Below are 19,263 nucleotides of genomic sequence, written 5' to 3' on the forward strand. Positions count from 1 at the left end.
TCCTTGATGGGATCTCAAACGGCCAGTGCCTGGCCGGGCGCGGGGGGCTCGGCCACATCGGCCTCGTTGTAGGCAATGGCATCGACGATGCCGAAGCCGGGCGCCGCGTCGCGCACGCCCACATGCGCCACGTAGGCTTCGCCCAGGCCCTGGTGGTCTTCCTTGCGGATGCGGTAGCGGCCCGTGGCGCAGTCGAACTCCAGCCCCTCGAGCGCCGCGATCACGGCATCGGTGCCCGTGTCGCCGGCTTTCTGGATGGCGTTGAAAAGCGCCAGCGCGCAGCGGTGGCTGCTGTTGACGATGCTGGGCGGCAGCCGGTCGTTGGTGAGCTTGACGTAGGCGTCATACAGCGGCGCGCTGAGCGGGTTGCGCGCCGCCGCGGCCGTGCCCGGCACCCAGTAGCTGATGCTCCAGAGGTTGGCCGGCGTGGACTTCTGCATCGCCTTGGCGATCATCAGCTCGGTGCCCGCGTCGCCGATCACCTTGAACTTGCGGTCCAGCCCCACGGCACGGCCCTGCTGCAGCAGGCTGATGCAGGGCGCCGCCGTCAGGCCCACGAACAGGCCTTCGGACTGCGCGTTCATCAGGCTGTTGATCTCGACCCGGTAATCGGCCTTGTTCAGGCTGGTGAAGACCGGCGGCAGCACCGTGACCTGGCGCCCTTCCTTCTCGGCCGCGCGCTTGACGCCCAAGGTGAAGAAGCGCGCCATGTCACGGCCGTTCTCGCTGTCGGGCACGATGCAGGACCAGGTCTTCACCTCCTTGAAGCGGCCCGTGAGCATGTTGCCGATGCCCGCGAAGGCGATGTAGGCGTTCCACGACAGGCGGAAGAAGTTCTTCTGGAAGCCCTCGTGCGTGAGCGACATGACCGTGGGACAGGGCGCCACCATCGCGGCCTTCAGCTCGGGCAGCAGTGGCGCCGTGGCCAGCGCCATGGGCGACTGGGCACCGCCGATCAGCAGGTTCACGCCCGCGCCCGACAGTTCGCGCGCCGCGGCCACCGCGCCGGCGCTGGTGAACTTGTCGTCGCGCACCACCAGCTCGATGGGGCGCTTGAGCACGCCGCCGCGTTCGTTCCATTGCGCCACCGCGATGCGCGCGCCGGCATGCCAGGCGGCGCCGGCCTCGGCGCCGATGCCGCTCATGGGCACGATCAATCCGATGCGCACGGGCTGCGACTGCGCGCGCAAGGGGCGCATGCCGGCCGCGCCGAGCACCGCGGCCGCGGCCCCTGCGCTGAGAACGTGACGACGCTGGATCTGCATGGCTTGTCTCCAATCCTTCGCTCACGATGTCGCAAGCGATATTTGTTATAACAGATTGGAAATCGTAGACGAACACGAAACGGTGTCACCCGTGCTAACCCGTAGTGCGGGCAGAGCACCTCTTCAGCGAGGGGCGTAGGGCGAGGGCCTTTGAGCCAACCGGTTGCTCATGGCCCGGCCAAGGCCTGCGTGGGTACCGCACAAGCGCGTGGAGCGCGCCCCGATCAGGCGATGAGTCACCGCCCTGCAGGCGCATGGCGGCTGCGGGCAGGCGGCGCGGGCGATTTCTGGGGCGGCGAGAAGCGCAGCGGGGACGGCGCGCCCGCGCGAAGTCGCGCGGGCTTCGTGAACTGACTCATCGCAGCATGTTTGAGCAGAGTGAACGAAGTGAACGTCGCGAGTTCTGCGATGCGCCGACCCCGCGAGCATCGCAGCGAAGTCGGCGCAGCCGACCGCTCCAGCATGAGCCCGCGCCGCCTGCCCGCGGCCGTCATGCGCGGGGCGCAGCGATCCCATCGTGCGCAACTATTTGCGCAACCGTACACAGCGGCTCAGCAGCTCACCGCGTGTAGCAACTCATCATCACCGACCGCAGCCACCGGTTGGCCGCGTCGTTGTCGGTGCTGGCGTGCCAGTACATGTAGGCGTCCATCGAGCCCAGCGGCGCCGGCATGGGCAGCACCTGGTTGCCGAACTGACGGTTGGCCATGTGCGCGTAGCTCTCGGGCATGGTCAGGATCAGGTCGGTTTGCGACACCGTGCGGCAGGCCGCGAAGTAGTACTGGCAGCGCAGCGCCACCTGCCGCTGCACGCCCAGGCGGCGCAGCTCGATGTCCTCGAAGCCCGGCCCCTGGCGCCGCGTCGTCACGAGGATGTGGCGCTGCGCGAGATAGGTCTCCAGATCGATGCTGCCGCGGATGACCGGATGGTCCTTGCGCACCACCACGGCCACGCCATCGACGCTGATGCGCGTGAACTTCACCGCATCGGACAGCGGCAGCAGCACGTCCACCGCCAGGTCCAGCGTGCCGGCCGCCAGCTCGCCTTCGAGGCTGCGGCGGTTCGCGCGCACGCTCGCGACCTCCACCTCAGGCGCCTCCTGCGCCAGCGTGCGCATCAGCGGCGGCATCACGGTCGATTCCATGAAATCGCGCAGCCCGATCACGAAACGCTTCTTCGAGCTGGCCGGCTCGAAGCTCTGCGTCTCGTTGAGCAGCGAGCCCAGCGACTGCAGCGAGCCGCGCAGCGGATCGATCATGCGCTTGGTCAGCGCGGTGGGCACCATCTTGTGGCCCTGGCGCTCGAACAGCGGGTCGTTGAACAGGTCGCGCAGGCGCCCCAGCGCGTGGCTGATCGCCGGCTGCGTCAGGTGCAGCTTTTCCGCGGCCTTGGTGATGCCGCCTTCGGTGTAGATCGTGTCGAGCACGACCAGCAGGTTCAGATCGACCCTGGAGATATGCATGGGCTGTATCCGGGCACATTCCGAGCATTCATTGGCAAGGGCGGCCCGCCGCCCTTAGCCTTGCCGGAAGTTGAGTACTTGCAATCATGCGCTCAGGCATGGCCGTGCGCATTCTCCGAGGAGACATGCCCTGCGGGGCCGAACCACCCGATGTCCGAATTCTTCACCGGCACCACGGCCGTGCGCGAAGGCCACCGTTTTGACGAAGACCGCCTGCGCGAATGGTTCGCCGACCAGGTCGACCGCAGCGCGCGGCAGCGCCTGGCCGTCTCGCAGTTCAAGGGCGGCCAGTCCAACCCCACCTTCCTCGTCGAAAGCGCCGAGCGCCGCTACGTGCTGCGCCGCAAGCCCGCGGGCGCGCTGCTGCCCTCGGCCCATGCCGTGGAACGCGAGTTCCGCGTGATGCGCGCGCTGGCCGGCACCGGCGTGCCCGTGCCGCACATGCATGCGCTGTGCGAAGACGCCGCCGTCATCGGCTCGACCTTCTACATCATGGACTTCGTCGAGGGCCGCATCCTCTGGGACCCGAAGCTGCCCGGGCTGGCGCGGGCCGAACGCGGCGCGATCTGCGACGAGATGAACCGCGTGATCGCGGCGCTGCATGAGGTGGACGTGGCGGCCGTGCGCCTGGCCGACTACGGCCGCAGCGGCCACTACATCGCACGCCAGATCGACCGCTGGAGCCGCCAGTACCGCGCCAGCGAAACCGAGCGCATCGAGGCCATGGAGCAGCTGATGGCCTGGCTGGCCGCACGCCAGCCGGCCGACAGCGCCACGCGCCTGGTGCATGGCGACTTCCGGCTCGACAACCTGGTGTTCGACCGCGCCTCGCCGCGCGTGATTGCGGTGCTCGACTGGGAGCTGTCCACGCTGGGCGATCCGCTGGCCGACTTCGCCTACCACTGCATGGCCTGGCAGCTGCCGCCGCCCTTCCGGGGCCTGGGCGAGCTCAACGATGCGCAGATGCGCGCGCTGGGCCTGCCGACCGAGGCCGACGGCCTGCAGCGCTACCGCGAGCGCCGCGCGCTGGGCCAGCTCGATCCCGCGCTGTGGCACTTCTATGCCGCCTTCAACCTCTTTCGCGCAGCCGCCATCGCGCAGGGCATCCTGGGCCGGGCACTGGCGGGCAATGCGTCGAACCCGCACGCGCTGGAGGCCGGGCGCCAGGCTCGCCAGCTGGCCCAACTGGGCTGGGACCGCGCCCAGGCCGCGCGCTGAGGCCGCCGCCATGCGCCTGCCCACTCCGGCACCCAGGCTTCGCGGACTGCGGCTGGGTTTTGCCGACCTGGGCGCGGCCGCCGGACTGCTCGAGGCCGTGCTGCAACTGCCGCCCATCGCAGTCGATCCGCCCGCCGCACCCGGCGCCCCCGCACGGCGCCACTACGCGCTGGCCGGCCTGCGCGTGGAGGCGCGCGTGCAGGCCCGCTCCACGGTCTGCTGCGGCCCGCGCCCCGCGTGGGCCGACACGCTGCAGTGGCGCCAGGACGACGAGGACCTGGCCCCCCGGCGCCACCACCTGCAGCGCCTGGGCCTGTCGCCGCTGGCCGGCACGGACTTCGGCTGCGGCAGCTACCTGCGCCTGGAGACGCTGGACACCGGCGCCTGCGCGGTGGAATGGCACGCCGCCGCGCCCGGCGCGCCACTGCCGGGCGCGGCGCAGGGCGCCCTGCTGGCCATCGACCTGCGCGTGCGCGCGCCTGAACGGGTGGCCGGGCACTGGGCCCAGTTGCTGGACCTGCCGCTCGCGCGCGACGCGGGCGGCCTGCCGCTGCTGCGCACGGCACCAGCCGCGCTGCGCTTCATGCCGGCCGGCGATGCTGCCGGCAGCGGCATCGATGCGCTGGTGTTCAGCACCGCGCAGGCCGAAACCTTCGCGCACCGCGCCGCCGCACAGGGCCTGCAGGTGGCGAACGATGCGTCCTGGGCCATCGGCGGGCTGCAGGTGCGCGGCGCCGCGCCCTTCTGAAGCCGGCGCGCCGCGCGGCAGCCTTCGCATCAGCGCGCCGCATGCCCCCGATGAAAAGACTGCATGCCCCGGCGCCATTGCCGCGCCGCATTCACGGCACCATCGCTGCATCCTGAATTCCGAAAAAGACCTTTTGCCATCATGTCCCTCCTGAACCGAGACAACCTTCAGCAGTTCGTCGGCCAGCCCATCGGCACCTCCTCCTGGGTGCAGATGCCGCAGTCGCGCATCGACGCCTTCGCCGAATGCACCGAGGACCGCCAGTGGATCCACATCGACGTGGCGCGTGCGCAGCGCGAGAGCCCCTTCAAGGCGCCGATCGCGCACGGCTACCTCACGCTGTCCATGCTGCCCATTACCTCCTACGAGCTGCTGGCCGGGCTCAAGCCCACCAAGTCGCTGAACTACGGCATGGACAAGCTGCGCTTCATGTCGCCGGTGCCGGCCGGCTCGCGCGTGCGCAACCACATCAAGCTGCTGGCCGTGGAGCCGCGCGATGACGGCTGGGTGCTGCTGCGCTGCGAGAACACCGTCGAGATCGAAGGCCAGGACAAGCCTGCGCTGGTGGCCGTGACGCTGGGCCTGTTCTCCTGGAGCTGAAGCCGCTCCTGTTGCGGCACTTCACCCCTTCTTCCTTTTTCTTCTTTCGATTTCTCCACAGGGCATCACATGCAATTCGAATACAGCTCCCGCGTGCAGGACCTGCGCCAGCGCCTGCTTGGCTTCATGGACGAGCACATCTACCCCAACGAAAAACGCCAGGCCGAGGAAGCGCACCAGTCCTACCTGAACGCCGTCAAAAGCGGTGGCCGCTACACCGGCCTGCCGCTGATGGAGGAACTCAAGCCCAAGGCCCGCGCGGCCGGGCTGTGGAACCTGTTCCTGCCCGAGTCCGAGCATGGCCCCGGCCTCACCAACCTCGAGTACGCGCCGCTGTGCGAGATCATGGGCCGCCGATACTGGAGCGCCGAGGCCTTCAACTGCTCTGCGCCCGACACCGGCAACACCGAAGTCATCGCGCGTTATGGCAACGCCGAGCAGAAGGCGCGCTGGCTGCAGCCGCTGCTCGACGGCGAGATCCGCTCGGCCTTCGCCATGACCGAGCCGGCCGTGGCCTCTTCGGACGCAACCAACATCAGCACGCGCATCGAACGCCAGGGCGACGAGTACGTGATCAATGGCCGCAAGTGGTACATCACGGGCGCGATGAACGAGCGCTGCAAGCTGTTCATCCTCATGGGCAAGACCGATCCGGACAACCCCAACCGCCACAGCCAGCAGTCGATGATCATCGTGCCGGCCGACACGCCCGGCATCACGGTGGTGCGCGACATGGCCCTGGTCAACCACTACGACGCGCCCTTCGGCCACCCCGAAGTGATCTTCGACAACGTGCGCGTGCCCGCCAGCAACATCCTGCTGGGCGAGGGCCGCGGCTTCGAGATCGCGCAGGGCCGCCTGGGCCCCGGCCGCATCCACCACTGCATGCGCATGATCGGCATGGCCGAATCGGCGCTGGAGATGATGTGCGAGCGCGTGGTCTCGCGCGTGGCCTTCGGCAAGCCGCTGGCCGAGCAGGGCGTGTGGCGCGAGCGCATTGCCAGGGGCCGCATGCTGATCGACCAGACGCGCTGGATGGTGCTGCACGCGGCCTGGCGCATGGACACGGTGGGCAACAAGGTCGCGGCCAAGGAGATCGCGATGATCAAGGTCATCGCGCCCAACAACTGCATCCAGGTGATCGACGACGCGATGCAGGCCTTCGGCGCCATGGGCCTGAGCCAGGACACGCACCTGGTGAACTTCTGGGCCTATGCGCGCCACCTGCGCGTGGCCGACGGCCCGGACGAGGTGCACCGCAACGCCGTCGCCAAGCACGAGCTGGGCAGCTACCTGGCCGCCAAGCGCGGCCTTTGAGGGCAGGCGCTCAGGCGTTCCAGGCCAGCAGCAGCGCGCCCGCGGCCACGCACCATGCCAGCGTGGCCACGGCCAGCGTGGCGCCCAGCGGCAGGCGCAGCGCGAGCCAGTACACGGCGGCCAGGTACACCGCATAGGGCAGCAGCGAGGCCAGGCCGAACAGCGCCGTCGTGCGCAGGTCGGCCGCGCTGCGCTCGGTGCCGACGATGTAATGCGCGATCAGCGCGAAGGTGGGAAACAGCGGCACCAGCCCCGCGATGTAGAAGTTGCGGGTCTTGGACAGCAGCGCGATCACCAGAACGGCGGCTGCGCCCAGGAGGCACTTGAAGAGAAGAGACACGACGCGGGCCCGGAAAAGGGCTCGATTGTCCTGCAGCGGCCGGCTTGTCGCGGCGGCTACAGGGTGGCTGCGCGGCACTGCGTAGAGTCGTGCGCCAAGGAGACATGCCATGGACCTGCCCCTCGAGCGCGCCGCCATCGACCCCACCCGCGAGACTTTCAAGGCCCTGTTCAGCCGCGTGCCGCAGGAAGGCCCGGTCGTCATGCTCAACCTGCTGGCCTTCCGCGAGCAGGCGGCCGACGGCGCGCAGGCGCCCGCGCGCACCGGCCGCCAGGCCTACGCGGCCTACAGCGAAGCGGTGGCACCGCTGCTGGCGCGCGTGGGCGCCTCGGTGCAATGGCTGGGCGATGCGCACCATGCGCTGATCGGGCCGCCCGGCGAGCAGTGGGACGAAGTGCTGATGGTGAGCTACCCCTCGCGCGATGCCTTCGTCGCGATGATCCAGTCGCCCGAGTACAAGGCCATCGTGCACCACCGCACGGCCGCACTGCGCGATGCGCGGCTGATCGCCACCACCCTTCGCCGCTGAGCGGCGGCAGCGCTCACATCAGCTTGCCCGGCTCAGCAGCGGGCTCGCGCAGCATGCGCCGCATGAGCTTGCCGTTGTCGGCCGAAGGCAGGCCCTCGCGGAAGATGATGGAGCGCGGCACCTTGTAGTGCGACATCCTGCGCAGGCACCACTCGATCATCTTCTGGTCCGCGCGGTCGCGCGGGCGGCCCGCGCCGTCGAACCGCACGCGGGCCGCCGCGGCGTCCTTGAGCACCACGTAGGCCTGCAGCGCCTCGCCGCGGTCGGGGTCGGGCAGGCCGACCACGGCGGCCTGCCGCACGTCGGGGTGCGTGGCCAAAATGGCCTCCACCTCCTCGGGGAACACGCTGTAGCTCCAGACCTTGATCATTTCCTTGCAGCGGCCCAGGAAGGTGAGGTAGCCCTGGGCATCGAGCACGCCGATGTCGCCCGTGCGCACGCCATCGCCCCAGGCCACGGCGCGCGTGGCCTCCGGGCGCAGCCAGTAGCCCTTGAAGGGCACCGGGCTGCACACCACGATCTCGCCGGGCGAGCCCACGGGCAGCTCCACGCCGGTGTCGGGGTCGATGATGTGGATCCGCACGCCGTCCACCGGCCGGCCGTTGGTGCCCCAGCGGATGGCATCGGGTGGCATCAGCGTGTCGCAGGTGTGGGTTTCGCTCAGGCCGTAGCCCGCTTCGTGGATCAGGCAATCGTTGGCGAAGCGGCTCCAGCGTTTGGCCAGCGACTCGCTGAGCTGGACGCCGAAGCTGGTGCTGATGGTGGCGCGCAACGAGCGCAGGTCGTAGCTGGCGGCGTCCTCGCAGGCCATCACCGAAGGCAGCGAGGGCGCCATGGTGTACCACCAGGTGACGTGGCAGGCCTCGATGGCCTGCAGCACCGCGGTGGCGTCGAAGCGGTGCAGCAACACCACCGTGCAGCCGCAGTAAATGGGCAGGTCCAGGCCCGTGATCATTCCCGAGATGTGATGCAGCGGCACGTCCGCGAGCATCACGTCATCGCTGCCGAGCCTGAAGCCATCGGCGCTGACGGCGGTCTTGTAGAGCGCGCATTCGTAGCTGAGCATGGCGGCCTTGGGCAGGCCGGTGGTGCCGGTGGTGTAGGCCATCAGCGCCACCTCGTCGAGCGCGAGGTCGCCCTGCGGCTCGAAGGGGCCGGCCTGGGCCAGCGCCTCGCGCAAGCCCAGCGTGCCGGCGGGCCATTCGGGATGCCGGTCATCGGGCAGCGGCAGGCCGTCGGGCAGGTCCATGGCCAGCACGCCGGGCAGGCGCTCGCTGTAGCGCACGGCATAGAGCAGGCCGCCGCCGTGCAGTGCACCGGCCTGGCGGGCCACCTCCAGCAGCTCTTCGCCGGCCACCACCGCGCGCGCGCCCAGCTCGCTCAGCTGGCGCCCCAGCTCCAGCACATGCGCGTGCGGATTGCACGGGCTGACCACGGCGCCCAGCTTCTGCGCGCCGAAGTGGGCGATCAGGTATTCGGGGCAGTTGTGCATGAACAGCGCCACCACATCGCCCTGCGACAGCCCGCGTTCGCGCAGGCTCTGCGCAAAGCGGTCGCTGAGCTGGTCCAGCTCGGCATAGCTGATGCGCCGCCCGTACCAGATGATGGCCGTCTTGTGGGGCGTGGCGCGGGCGTGCAGACGCAGATACTCGTGCAGCGGCCTGCGGCCGTGGCGGTAGTCGATCATCCTGGCTTGTCTCCGGATCGGTGGGCCCTGGAACGTGTTCTGACGGCCATGCGGGTGTCGTCGACGGCCTCTGCGTGCCGCAGCTCCAACCCCGCTTTTTCCTTCGGATGATCGGCCAGCCCCCGCCTCAGGGCAAGGCATCAGGAATGAATATTGAGCATGGCCGCCCATGTGGCGGCTGCATGCACAGGCAAGAAAGCCGCGCTCAGGCGGGGGCGCCCGCCCGCCGGCGCACGGGGGCCTCGGCCGCGCCGCCGCGCTCGCGCAGGTAGGCCAGGATCGGTGCGGAGGTGCGCTCGATCTCCTCCTCCACGCCCTTGCGTGCGAGCTCGCTGTCGCTCTTGCGCAGCCCGCGCAGCACCTGGTGGTGCGGGTGCTGCCTGCGCGGCTGCGCCAGGGCATGCGTGGTCAGCGCACGCATCAGCGGGCCGCACTGCAGCCACAGCCCCTCGACCATGCGCTGCAGCACGGGCATGCGGGCCAGGGCATAGAGCTCCATGTGGAAGCGCTCGGCGGCCAGCAACTCGGCGGCGGCGTCGCCCTCCTCGCGCTGGCTGGCCATGAGCTCGTGCAGCGCCTCGAGCCGGCGCACGTCGGCGGTCGTGGCATGCGCGGCCGCATGCGCGGCGGCGCGGCCTTCGAGCACCAGTCGCAGCTCGCGCACTTCGGCGAAGCGCTGCTCGTCCATCACGGGCACGCGCACCGAATGGTGGCCCACCTGTTCCAGCGCCTGCTCGGAGATCAGCCGCGCCAGCGCTTCGCGCACGGGCGTGGGGCTGATGCCCATCTCGGCCGCGAGGTCGCGCAGCTTGAGTTTTTCTCCGGGGGCGAAGCGCCCGGCCTTGAGGTCGCGGCACAGGCGCGCATAGGCCTGGCCGTTGAGGCTTTCTCGGATCAGGGGCGCGTCTTCCATGGCGTGTCCGTTGGCAGCCGCATGCGCGGCTCTCTTCTTCATCTGCAATTGGTTATATCGTATGACTCTGGCGCTGCCCGTCAGCGGCCGCTGAAGTTCGGCGCACGCTTTTCCAGGAAGTGCGCCACGCCTTCCTTGAAATCTTCGCTGGCAAAGGAAGCCGCCATGTCTTCGTCGGCCCGACGCCAGGCCTGGTCCAGGTCCTGGAACAGACCGTCGTAGACCTGCCGCTTGATCACGCCGATGGAACGCGGCGAGGCGCTGTGCACCAGCTCGCGCGCCACGGCCTGCACGGCCGCCAGGAAGCCGTCGGCCGGCAGTGCCTTGACCAGGCCGATCTGCGCGGCCTCGGCAGTGACCAGGGTGCGGGCCGACATCAGCAGGTCCAGCGCATGCGTCACGCCCACCAGCCGCGGCAGCATCCACGAGGCGCCATGTTCCGCGATGAGTCCGCGCTTGGCGAAAGCCGTGGTCATCTTCTGGCCCTCGGCCATGTAGCGGAAGTCGCAGAACAGCGCCATGCACAGGCCGATGCCGGCGATCGGGCCGTTGATGGCCGCGAACACGGGCTTTTTCACCTGCAGCAGGTAGCTGAAGCGCCAGGCGTAGTTGCGCGCCAGGCCCTGCAGCGCATCGGCCGCGGGCGGCGGCGCCTCGGCTTCGGCGCCGGTGCTGCCGGCCGCACCGGCTTCGAGGATGTCCATGTCGGCCCCGGCGCAAAAGCCCCGGCCCGCGCCCGTGACCACGATGGCGCGCACCTGCGCGTCGGCCTCGGCCGCCAGCACGGCCGCGCGCATCTCCTGCTCCATGCGCTCGGTCCAGGCGTTGAGCCGGTCCGGGCGGTTGAGCGTGATCGTGCACACGCGCTGGTCGATGCCGACCGTGATGTCCTGGTAGCCCATCATTCGCCTCCGATGGTGGCGCCGCCGTCGATGACGATGGTGGTGCCGGTGATGAAGCGGCCCGCGTCGGAGCCCAGCAGCAGCGCCGCGCCCGCGATGTCCTCGGGCTCGCCGATCATGTTGAGCGGGCTGGCCTTGAGCGCGCCGGCCAGCGTCTCGGGGTTGTCCCACAGCGCCTTGGCGAAATCGGTCTTGATGAGGCCGGGCGCGATGCAGTTGGCACGGATGCCCTGCTTGCCCCATTCCAGCGCCAGGCTGCGCGCCAGCGACATGTCGGCCGCCTTCGAGATGCCGTAGGCGCCCAGCACGCGCGAACCCGTCAGCCCCGCGATGGAGCTGATGATGACCACCGAGCCGCCGCCCTTGGCCGCCATGCCCGGCGCCGTGCGGTTCACGAGCCAGAGGTTGGAGCGGATGTTGACGTCCATCACCTTCGAGAAGGCCTCGTCGCTGATGCCGGCCATGGGCCCGTAGTAGGGGTTGACGGCCGCGTTGCACACCAGCACGTCCACGGTGCCGTAGAGCTTCTCGGTCTGCTCGACCAGGCCCAGCACCTCGTCCTTGCGCGAGATGTTGCAGGCGATGGCCGTGGCTTCGAGCCCCTCGGACTTGAGCTGGTCGACCACGGCCGCGCAGGCGTCGGCCTTGCGGCTGGTGATGACCACGCGTGCGCCAGCGCGTGCGTAGGCCACGGCGATGGCGCGGCCGATGCCGCGCGAGGAGCCGGTGACGATGGCGGTCTTGTTCTTCAACGACAGGCTGTCCATGGGCGTCTCTTCTCTCTCTGGGGTGTGGGGGGGGTGATTCAGCGGTTGGCGAACACGGGCGCGCGCTTTTCGACGAAGGCGCGCGCGGCTTCGAGGTGGTCTTCGGTCTGCGCGCAGCGGATATGGCGCACGGCCTCGTGGTCCAGCGCCTGCGACAGCGTGGCGCCCTGCTCGGCCGCATTGAGGTTGGACTTGATGTGGCCCAGCGTGAGCGTCGGGCCCTGCGCCAGCTGCTGCGCGAGGGCGCGGCCTTCGTCCTCCAGCGCGGCGTCGGGCACCACGCGCGTGACCAGGCCCATCTGCAGCGCCTCGTCGGCCTTGAGCACCGGCGACAGCAGCGCGAAGGCCCGGGCGCGCGGGCCCAGCAGCTGCGTGAGGAAATACGTGCTGCCGAAGTCGCCCGAGAGCCCGACCTTGGCGAAGGCCGAGGTCATCTTCAGCGTCTCGCTGGCCACCAACAGATCGCAGGCCAGGGCCAGCGAAAGCCCGGCGCCGGCACAGGCACCGCGCACCACCGCCACCGTGGGCTTGGGCATCTCGCGCAGCAGGCGGGCGCATTCCATGTGCTCGCGCAGCTGCGCGGTGCGCGCCTCGGGCGTGGCGGCCGCGCCTTCGGCGGCGGCCATCGACTTCACGTCGCCGCCGGCGCAAAAGCCCCGGCCCGCGCCGGTCAGCACCACGGCGCGCACCTCGGGGTCGATGGCGGCACGCCGCAGCGCGGCCAGCAGCGCATCGGTCATGCCCGGCGTCAGGGCATTGAGGCTCTGCGGCCGGTTCAGCGTGATCGTCAGCAGGCCGCCGTCGCGGCTTTCGAGCAGTTCCTGGTCCATGCGGGAGGTCTCCAATGTGTTCGTGGGTCGTGAAGTTCAGAGGGCGCCAGCGGCCTGGAGCGCAGCCACGCGCTCGGGACCCGCACCCAGCCACTGCTGCAGCACCTCGGTGTTGTGTTCGCCCACGCGCGGCAGCGGGCGGCGGATCTGCAGCGGCGTGCCCGACAGATGGATGGTCACGCCCTGCATCGGCACCTTCTGGCCGCCGAACTCGATCTCGCGGATCGCGCCGCGATGCCGCAGCTGCGGGTTCTCGACCACCTCGTCGATGCGTGCGATCTTGGCGCAGGGCACACCCTCGGCCTCCAGCCAGGCCACGATCTGGTCGGCCTCGTGCGCCTGCATCCAGTCGGCGACGATGCCCTCCACCGCGTCGCGGTGCTCCAGGCGGCTGGCCATGGTGGCGAAGCGCGCGTCGTGAATCAGCTCGGGGCGCTTCATCGCGCGCAGCACGCGCGGGAACATGTTGTCGTCGCCGCCCACCATCAGCACATGGCGGCCGTCGCCGGCCTCGAAGGTGTTGGACGGCGCCACGTAGCGGTCGCGGCTGCCCACGCGGGTCATGGTCTGGCCCATGAGCTGCTGCTGCGGGATCGCGGTCATGAGCATGGACAGCGCGCTCTCGAGCAGCGACACGTCCACGAGCTGGCCCACGCCGCTGGCATGGCGCGCATTGAGCGCCGCCAGGATGCCCAGTGCGGCGTACATGCCGGTGGTGTAGTCGCACATGAAGGAGCCGATCATGGTCGGCGGGCCGTCCGGCTGGCCGGTCATGTCCATCAGGCCGCTCATGGCCTGGGCCACGCCGTCGAAGCACTGCTTGTGCGCCAGCGGGCCGTCCTGGCCGAAGCCGGTGATGCGCGCCATCACCAGCCGCGGGTTGAGCGCGTGCACCGCCTCCCAGCCCAGGCCCATCTGCTCCATGGTGCCGGCGCGGAAGTTCTCGACCAGCACGTCGGCTTCGCGGATCAGCGCCTTGAGCGTGGCCAGACCTTCGGGGTTTCGCAGGTCGATGGCCAGGCTCTTCTTGTTGCGGTTGACGATGAAGGTGTACAGGCTCTGGCCGTCCACCGCGGGCAGGGCGCGGCGCGCGTACTCCCCTTCGCCGGGCGGCTCGATCTTGACCACCTCGGCGCCCATGTCGCCCAGCATCATGGCGCAGTAGGGGCCGGCAATGAAGCGCGACAGATCGAGCACGCGCACGCCTTCGAGGGATGTCATCGGACCGGGTCTCCTGGTTCTGCGGCGCACGCCGGGTCAGCTTCGTGCGCTTTGGTTTTGTTAATTTGTTATATCATATTTTCAGGAGACAACCGATGACACCCAACAAGACCGATGGGGCACCAGGCGGCCCCGCCCAGGGCGCAGTTCCCGCGCCCTTTCTGCGCCTGCGCCAGATCTGCCTGGTGGCGCGCGAACTCGATGCGGTGGTTCAGGACCTGTGCGCCGTGTTCGGCGTGCAGGTCTGCCACCGCGACCCGGAGGTGGGCCAGTTCGGCCTGCACAACGCGCTGATGCCTTTCGGCCAGCAGTTCCTGGAGGTGGTGGCGCCCGTGCGCGAGGGCACCACGGCCGGCCGCTACCTGGAGCGCCGCGGCGGCGACGGGGGCTACATGGTGATCCTGGACAGCGAGGCGCTGCCGCGCTGGCGCACGCATGTGGCCGACATCGGCGTGCGCATCGCGGCGCCGCTGGCCCTTGGCGACTATGAAGGCATGCAGCTGCACCCGCGCGACACGGGCGGCGCGCTGCTGGAGATCAACACCACCTTGAACGGGAGCGACCTGGACGGCCCCTACTGGCCGGCCGGTGCGCACTGGCAGCAGCATGTGTCGACCGCGCGCGTGGCCGGCTTCGCGGGCGCCGTGCTGCAGTCGACCCAGCCGCAGGCCCTGGCCGAGCGCTGGAGCCGCATCCTGCAGCGGCCCGTGCGGCACTCTGGCAGGCAGTGGGAGACGGCCGTCGACAACGCCGTGCTGCGCTTCGCACCCGAGACCGACGGGCGCGGCGAAGGCCTGGCCGCCGTGGTGCTGCGCACGCACGATGCGGCGGCCATCCGCGCCACGGCACAGGCGCGCGGGCTACCGGTTGAGACCAACAGCGTCATGGTCTGCGGCGTGCGATTCGTGCTGGCCGAAGACTGAGCCCGGCGTCCCGACACACGAACCCGAACTGGAGACAAAACCCCATGGAACTCGCTTTCACCGCCGAGGAGCGCGCCTTTGCCGACGAAGTGCGCCAATTCATCGCCGAGAACCTGCCGAAGGACATCTCGCGCCGCGTCGAACACGACCTGCACATGGAGCGCGAGGATTCCATGCGCTGGCAGCAGATCCTCGGGCGGCGCGGCTGGCATGCCTACACCTGGCCGGTCTCGCAGGGCGGCCCGGGCTGGAGCGCGACGCAGCGCTACCTGTTCGAGGTCATCAGCGGCGAGATGAACTGCCCCACCATCCAGCCCTTCGGGCCGCGCATGGTGGGCCCGGTGATCTACAACTTCGGCACCGAGGCGCAGAAGGCGCAGCACCTGCCGGGCATCCGCGATTCGACGGTGTGGTGGTGCCAGGGCTATTCGGAGCCGCAGTCCGGCTCGGACCTGGCGTCGCTCGCCACACGGGCCGACGACCACGGCGACCACTACCTCGTGAACGGCCAGAAGATCTGGACTTCCTACGCCCACCATGCCGACTGGATGTTCTGCCTGGTGCGCACGGGGCGCGAGGGGCGCAAGCAGGAGGGCATTTCCTTCCTGCTGATCGACATGAAGACGCCGGGCATCGAGATCCAGCCCATCCCGATGCTGGAGGGCACGCATTCGTTCAACGCCGTGTTCTTCACCGACGTGAAGGTGCCCAAGGCCAACCTCGTCGGCGAGGAAGGCCGCGGCTGGAGCTACGCCAAGTTCCTGCTGGAGCACGAGCGCGTGGAGAACTCCAACATCGGCTTCTCCACCTTCGCGCTGCGGCGCCTGCACCGCATGGTGCGCGAACTGGAGGAAGGCGGCCGGCCGCTGATCGAGCGCCCGCTGCTGCGCGCGCGCATCGCCAAGGTGCAGGCCCAGCTCAAGGCGCTGGAGATGAACACGCTGCGCGCGCTCTCCAGCATGGGCAGCGGGAGTTCGCCGGGCGCGGGGCTGGCGTCGGCACTGAAGATCCGCGGCACCGAGATCGGCCAGCAACTGACCGAGCTGCTCGCGCAGGCCGCCGGTGCCCAGGGCCAGCGGCTGGACCCGGCACTGGCGCACGGCGAAGGCGACCTGGACCCCATCACGGCCAGCGTGCGCGGCGCACCGGCCAACTATTTCTGGCGGCGGGCCATGTCGATCTACGGCGGCAGCAACGAGATCCAGCGCAACATCATCGCCAAGCAGGTGCTGGGGCTTTGATGCGCACGGCGCGGCGGCCGCGCCCCGCGTCTTCGTTTTTGCGCCTGCCTGCTACTGGACGATGCGCCCGCCCGCGCCGAACATGGCGAAGTCCACGTAGCGCGAGGCGGTCTGGTCGCCCAGGCTGAAGTCCAGCGTGTAGCCGCCCACGTCCACGGCCTTGGCCGCGTTCAGGGCCGTGGCCACGCTGGCGGCCGTGGGGTTGCCAAGGCCTTCGATCACCTGGGTCAGCGCCCGCGCGGCGACGAAGCCTTCGATGGAGCGGGCCGAGAGGTCCGGGTCCTTGGCGGCGTTGCGCAGCGCCTGGTAGTCGCGCACCACCGCGCGGCCCTGGTCACTGGGCAGGGGCAGCACCACAGAGAAGGCATAGCCGCGTGCGCCGTCATCGCCCAGCGCCTTGCGCAGCGCGTCGGTGTCGATGATGGACATGCCGTAGAGCATGGCGCCGGCACCGCCCGCGGCACGGTACTGCTTGACGAACTCGATGCCCGCGGCCGTGGTCGCGCCGAGGAACACGGCCTGCGGCTGCGCCTTCACCATCTGCGCCACCGCCGGGCCCACCGCGGTGGTGTTGCGCGCATAGGTGGCGTTGGCCACCAGCTGGATGCCGAACTGCCTGGCCGCGGCCTCGGCGCCCACCAGCACGTCCTGGCCCAGCCCGTCGTCCTGGTTCACCAGGCCCACGCGCTGCACACCCATGGTCGACAGGTTGCGGAACAGCCGCGCCACCTCGTCGTGGTAGCTGGCCTTGACCACATGCATGCCCTGCGCGCGCGCGATGCTGCTGGCGCCCGACACCGCGCCCATCATGGCCACGCGCTGCTGCACCAGCACGCCGTACTTCGCCAGGGCCTCGAGGTTGGTGGTGCCCACGGTGCCCAGCAGCGCAATGGGCGCTTCCTGCGCGATCACCTCGCGCACCAGCTTGATGGTCTGATCGGCCTTTTGCGCATCGTCACGCGTGACGAACTTGATGGGCCGGCCCTTGATGCCGCCGCGCGCGTTCACGGCCTCGAAATGCAGCTTGGCCCCTGCATGCACCGCCCGGCCCGTGACGGCCTGCGGCCCGCTGAAGGGCGCGACCTGCGCGATCACCAGCGGATCGGCCGCCCGCGCCAGCGGCAGGCCCAGGCCTGACAGGGCCAGCCCGGCAACGAAGCGGCGACGCGTGCCGGCCGCGTCCAGGAGGGGAAAGTTGTTCGGAGAGGTCATCGCCGTGCTCTAGATGTAAGTTCAGCTGTGAAGATGCAATCAGCCGCACAGGATAGACGCGCTGGCGGCGCGCGGCCCTTTGCGCTTTCTCCGGGCGTGAAGCGGGCCGTTTCTGCTAGGGCGCCGCAGCGGCGCCTTCCGGTGCGGGCCAGGCCATTTCGCTGGCCACCAGCGGCTTGCCGATGGGCGCGGCGGCCTTGCCCACGCGCACGGCCGCCATGTCCTGCTCGTTCGGGTACTGGTTGGCGAGCCAGTAGTCGAAGACCCGGCGCACGATGGGGGCCGCATGGGCGGCACCGAAGCCCGCGTTCTCGACGATCACGGCCACGGCGATCTTCGGGTCTTCGGCCGGCGCAAAGGCCGCGAACAGCGAATGGTCGCGCTGGTGCTCCTCGAGCAGCTTGGGGTTGTACTTGACGTTGCGCCCCAGGCTCACGGCCTGCGCGGTGCCGGTCTTGCCGGCCGAGGTGTAGGCGGCGCCCGCAAACACGCGGGTGCCCGTGCCGCCCTTGTTCACGGCCACCAGGGCATTGCGGATCACGTCCACGTTCTTGGGCTTGTAGCCCAGGTTCTGGCCCGGCGGCTGCTCGATCAGGCGCACCTCGCCCGTCACGGTGTTCTTGATGGCGCGGGCCAGGTGCGGCCGGTGGTGGATGCCGCCGTTGGCCAGCGTGGCCTCGGCCAGCGCCAGCTGCAGCATGGTGAAGTTGTTGTAGCCCTGGCCGATGCCCAGCGACACGGTCTCGCCCGGGAACCAGCGCTGCTGCTCGGGCCGCCGGTAGGTGGCGCGCTTCCAGGCCATGCTGGGCAGCGTGCCGCGCACCTCGCCGTTGAGGTCGATGCCCGTGATCTGTCCGAAGCCCAGCGGCTTCATGAAGTCGTGGATGGCGTCCACGCCCATTTCGACGGCCAGCGAATAGAAGTAGGTGTTGCTCGAATGCTGGATGGCGCGGTGCATGTCCACCCCGCCCAGCCCGCCTTCGTGGCTGCGGAAGGTGTGGCCGCCGAAGGTGTAGAAGCCCGGGTCGTTCTGCACCACGTTGGCGGCGCGCTTGCCGGTTTCGAGCGCGGCCAGCCCCATGAAGGGCTTGTAGGTGGAGCCCGGCGGGTAGGTGCCGCGCAGCGCGCGGTTGAGCAGCGGCTTGTCGATGGATTCGTTGAGCGCCTGCCAGCTTTCGGTGTCGATGCCCTCCACAAAGAGGTTCGGGTCGAAGGTGGGCTTGGAGACGAAGGCCAGGATTTCGCCGGTGCGCGGATCGATGGCCACCAGCGCGCCGCGGCGCTCGCCGAACATCTCCTCCACCAGCCGCTGCAGCCGGATGTCCAGCGTGAGCATGACGGTGTCGCCCGGCGTGGCCGGGTGGCTGCCCAGGCGCCGCACGGCGCGCCCGCCGGCCGAGGTCTCCATCTGCTCCACGCCGGTCTGGCCGTGCAGCACCTTCTCGTAGCTCTGCTCGATGCCCAGCTTGCCGATGTAGTCGGTGCCCTTGTAGTTGGCCTGGTCCTCCTCGGGCCAGTCCTCCATCTGGGTCTTCTCGCGCTGGTTGATGCGGCCGATGTAGCCCAGCACATGCGCACCCACTTCGCCCAGCGGGTAGTTGCGAAACAGCCGGGCCTTGATCTCCACGCCCGGAAAACGGTAGCGCTGGGCCGCGAAGCGTGCCACTTCCTCGTCGGTCAGGCGCGTGCGCAGCGGCACCGAGTCGAAGCTGCGCGAGTCCTCGCGCAGGCGCTTGAAGCGGCGCCGGTCGCGCGGCTGCACGTCCACGATCTCGGCCAGCTGGTCGATCACCTCGTCCAGGTTGCGGCCAGCCTGCGAGGGCGTGATCTCGAGCGTGTAGGCCGAATAGTTGGAGGCCAGCACCACGCCGTTGCGGTCCAGGATCAGGCCCCGGTTGGGCACCACCGGCACCACGGCCGTGCGGTTGCGTTCGGCGCGCTCGGCCAGTTCCTCGTGCTGCATCACCTGCAGGTAGTACAGGCGCGCACCGATCAGCCCGAAGGCGAAGAACACCACCAGCGCGATCACCACCACGCGCAGTCGCAATCGCGCGGTGTCGGCGGCGGCGTTGCGGATCTCGGTCATCG

The 19,263-nt window shown here is 69.7% G+C and carries 18 protein-coding genes; 7 read left to right on the forward strand and 11 right to left on the reverse strand.

Annotation, left to right across the window (positions count from 1 at the left end):
* Nucleotides 1-14: 14 nt before the first annotated feature.
* Together PGB34_RS17985 and PGB34_RS17990 are read right to left on the reverse strand one after the other, a co-directional pair.
* Nucleotides 15-1,265 (reverse strand): ABC transporter substrate-binding protein, encoded by a 1,251-nt coding sequence (locus tag PGB34_RS17985; RefSeq protein WP_271429479.1) that lies wholly within the window; start codon nucleotides 1,263-1,265, stop codon nucleotides 15-17.
* A 559-nt stretch (nucleotides 1,266-1,824) separates the two neighbouring features.
* Nucleotides 1,825-2,727 carry a LysR family transcriptional regulator gene (locus PGB34_RS17990; protein ID WP_271429480.1) on the reverse strand — a complete coding sequence of 301 codons (903 nt, stop codon included), beginning with the start codon at nucleotides 2,725-2,727 and terminating at the stop codon, nucleotides 1,825-1,827.
* 150 nt (nucleotides 2,728-2,877) lie between these two features.
* Here PGB34_RS17990 and PGB34_RS17995 point away from each other — a divergent pair, with 150 nt between their 5' ends.
* From PGB34_RS17995 to PGB34_RS18010, 4 genes are all read left to right on the forward strand, one after another.
* On the forward strand, nucleotides 2,878-3,945 hold the full coding sequence (locus PGB34_RS17995; RefSeq protein WP_271429481.1) for a phosphotransferase: 1,068 nt from the start codon (nucleotides 2,878-2,880) through the stop codon (nucleotides 3,943-3,945).
* A 10-nt stretch (nucleotides 3,946-3,955) separates the two neighbouring features.
* A complete protein-coding gene (locus tag PGB34_RS18000; protein WP_271429482.1) occupies nucleotides 3,956-4,693 on the forward strand; it encodes a hypothetical protein in 738 nt (245 codons plus the stop codon).
* Nucleotides 4,694-4,834: 141 nt separating this feature from the next.
* Nucleotides 4,835-5,293 (forward strand): MaoC family dehydratase, encoded by a 459-nt coding sequence (locus tag PGB34_RS18005; protein ID WP_271429483.1) that lies wholly within the window; start codon nucleotides 4,835-4,837, stop codon nucleotides 5,291-5,293.
* A 69-nt stretch (nucleotides 5,294-5,362) separates the two neighbouring features.
* Nucleotides 5,363-6,610 carry an acyl-CoA dehydrogenase family protein gene (locus tag PGB34_RS18010; RefSeq protein ID WP_271429484.1) on the forward strand — a complete coding sequence of 416 codons (1,248 nt, stop codon included), beginning with the start codon at nucleotides 5,363-5,365 and terminating at the stop codon, nucleotides 6,608-6,610.
* 10 nt (nucleotides 6,611-6,620) lie between these two features.
* Here the strand turns inward: PGB34_RS18010 and PGB34_RS18015 are convergent, their stop codons facing one another.
* On the reverse strand, nucleotides 6,621-6,950 hold the full coding sequence (locus tag PGB34_RS18015) for a GlpM family protein (protein ID WP_271429485.1): 330 nt from the start codon (nucleotides 6,948-6,950) through the stop codon (nucleotides 6,621-6,623).
* 109 nt (nucleotides 6,951-7,059) lie between these two features.
* On the opposite strand from PGB34_RS18015, the gene PGB34_RS18020 reads away from it, so the two are divergent.
* On the forward strand, nucleotides 7,060-7,479 hold the full coding sequence (locus PGB34_RS18020; protein ID WP_271429486.1) for a DUF1330 domain-containing protein: 420 nt from the start codon (nucleotides 7,060-7,062) through the stop codon (nucleotides 7,477-7,479).
* Between the two features lie 13 nt (nucleotides 7,480-7,492).
* Here the strand turns inward: PGB34_RS18020 and PGB34_RS18025 are convergent, their stop codons facing one another.
* The 6 genes from PGB34_RS18025 to PGB34_RS18050 all read right to left on the reverse strand — a co-directional run bounded on the left by PGB34_RS18025 (nucleotide 7,493) and on the right by PGB34_RS18050 (nucleotide 13,799).
* Nucleotides 7,493-9,166: an AMP-binding protein gene (locus PGB34_RS18025; protein WP_271429487.1), complete on the reverse strand. Its 1,674-nt coding sequence runs from the start codon at nucleotides 9,164-9,166 to the stop codon at nucleotides 7,493-7,495.
* 205 nt (nucleotides 9,167-9,371) lie between these two features.
* Nucleotides 9,372-10,079, reverse strand: a complete 708-nt coding sequence (locus PGB34_RS18030; RefSeq protein ID WP_271429488.1) for a GntR family transcriptional regulator — start codon at nucleotides 10,077-10,079, stop codon at nucleotides 9,372-9,374.
* Nucleotides 10,080-10,159: 80 nt separating this feature from the next.
* Nucleotides 10,160-10,984, reverse strand: coding sequence for an enoyl-CoA hydratase-related protein (locus tag PGB34_RS18035; RefSeq protein WP_271429489.1), 825 nt, complete (start codon nucleotides 10,982-10,984; stop codon nucleotides 10,160-10,162).
* Nucleotides 10,981-11,748, reverse strand: coding sequence for an SDR family NAD(P)-dependent oxidoreductase (locus PGB34_RS18040; RefSeq protein ID WP_271429490.1), 768 nt, complete (start codon nucleotides 11,746-11,748; stop codon nucleotides 10,981-10,983). The genes PGB34_RS18035 and PGB34_RS18040 overlap by 4 nt, the downstream gene beginning before the upstream one ends.
* Before the next feature lie 38 nt (nucleotides 11,749-11,786).
* On the reverse strand, nucleotides 11,787-12,578 hold the full coding sequence (locus PGB34_RS18045) for an enoyl-CoA hydratase (RefSeq protein WP_271429491.1): 792 nt from the start codon (nucleotides 12,576-12,578) through the stop codon (nucleotides 11,787-11,789).
* Nucleotides 12,579-12,614: 36 nt separating this feature from the next.
* Nucleotides 12,615-13,799: a CaiB/BaiF CoA transferase family protein gene (locus PGB34_RS18050; RefSeq protein ID WP_271429492.1), complete on the reverse strand. Its 1,185-nt coding sequence runs from the start codon at nucleotides 13,797-13,799 to the stop codon at nucleotides 12,615-12,617.
* A 95-nt stretch (nucleotides 13,800-13,894) separates the two neighbouring features.
* On the opposite strand from PGB34_RS18050, the gene PGB34_RS18055 reads away from it, so the two are divergent.
* Entirely contained in the window at nucleotides 13,895-14,722 is an 828-nt protein-coding gene (locus PGB34_RS18055; RefSeq protein WP_271429493.1) for a VOC family protein, read from the forward strand.
* Nucleotides 14,723-14,766: 44 nt separating this feature from the next.
* Complete coding sequence (locus tag PGB34_RS18060; RefSeq protein WP_271429494.1) at nucleotides 14,767-15,963, forward strand: acyl-CoA dehydrogenase family protein; 1,197 nt, start codon at nucleotides 14,767-14,769, stop codon at nucleotides 15,961-15,963.
* 51 nt (nucleotides 15,964-16,014) lie between these two features.
* Here the strand turns inward: PGB34_RS18060 and PGB34_RS18065 are convergent, their stop codons facing one another.
* Complete coding sequence (locus tag PGB34_RS18065) at nucleotides 16,015-17,175, reverse strand: ABC transporter substrate-binding protein (RefSeq protein WP_271429495.1); 1,161 nt, start codon at nucleotides 17,173-17,175, stop codon at nucleotides 16,015-16,017.
* A gap of 115 nt (nucleotides 17,176-17,290) precedes the next feature.
* Entirely contained in the window at nucleotides 17,291-19,261 is a 1,971-nt protein-coding gene (gene mrdA, locus PGB34_RS18070) for a penicillin-binding protein 2 (protein WP_271429496.1), read from the reverse strand.
* Nucleotides 19,262-19,263: the final 2 nt, after the last annotated feature.

Origin of the sequence: Xenophilus arseniciresistens (assembly GCF_028023875.1) — a bacterium.
In the GTDB taxonomy this organism is placed as follows: domain Bacteria; phylum Pseudomonadota; class Gammaproteobacteria; order Burkholderiales; family Burkholderiaceae_C; genus Xenophilus; species Xenophilus arseniciresistens.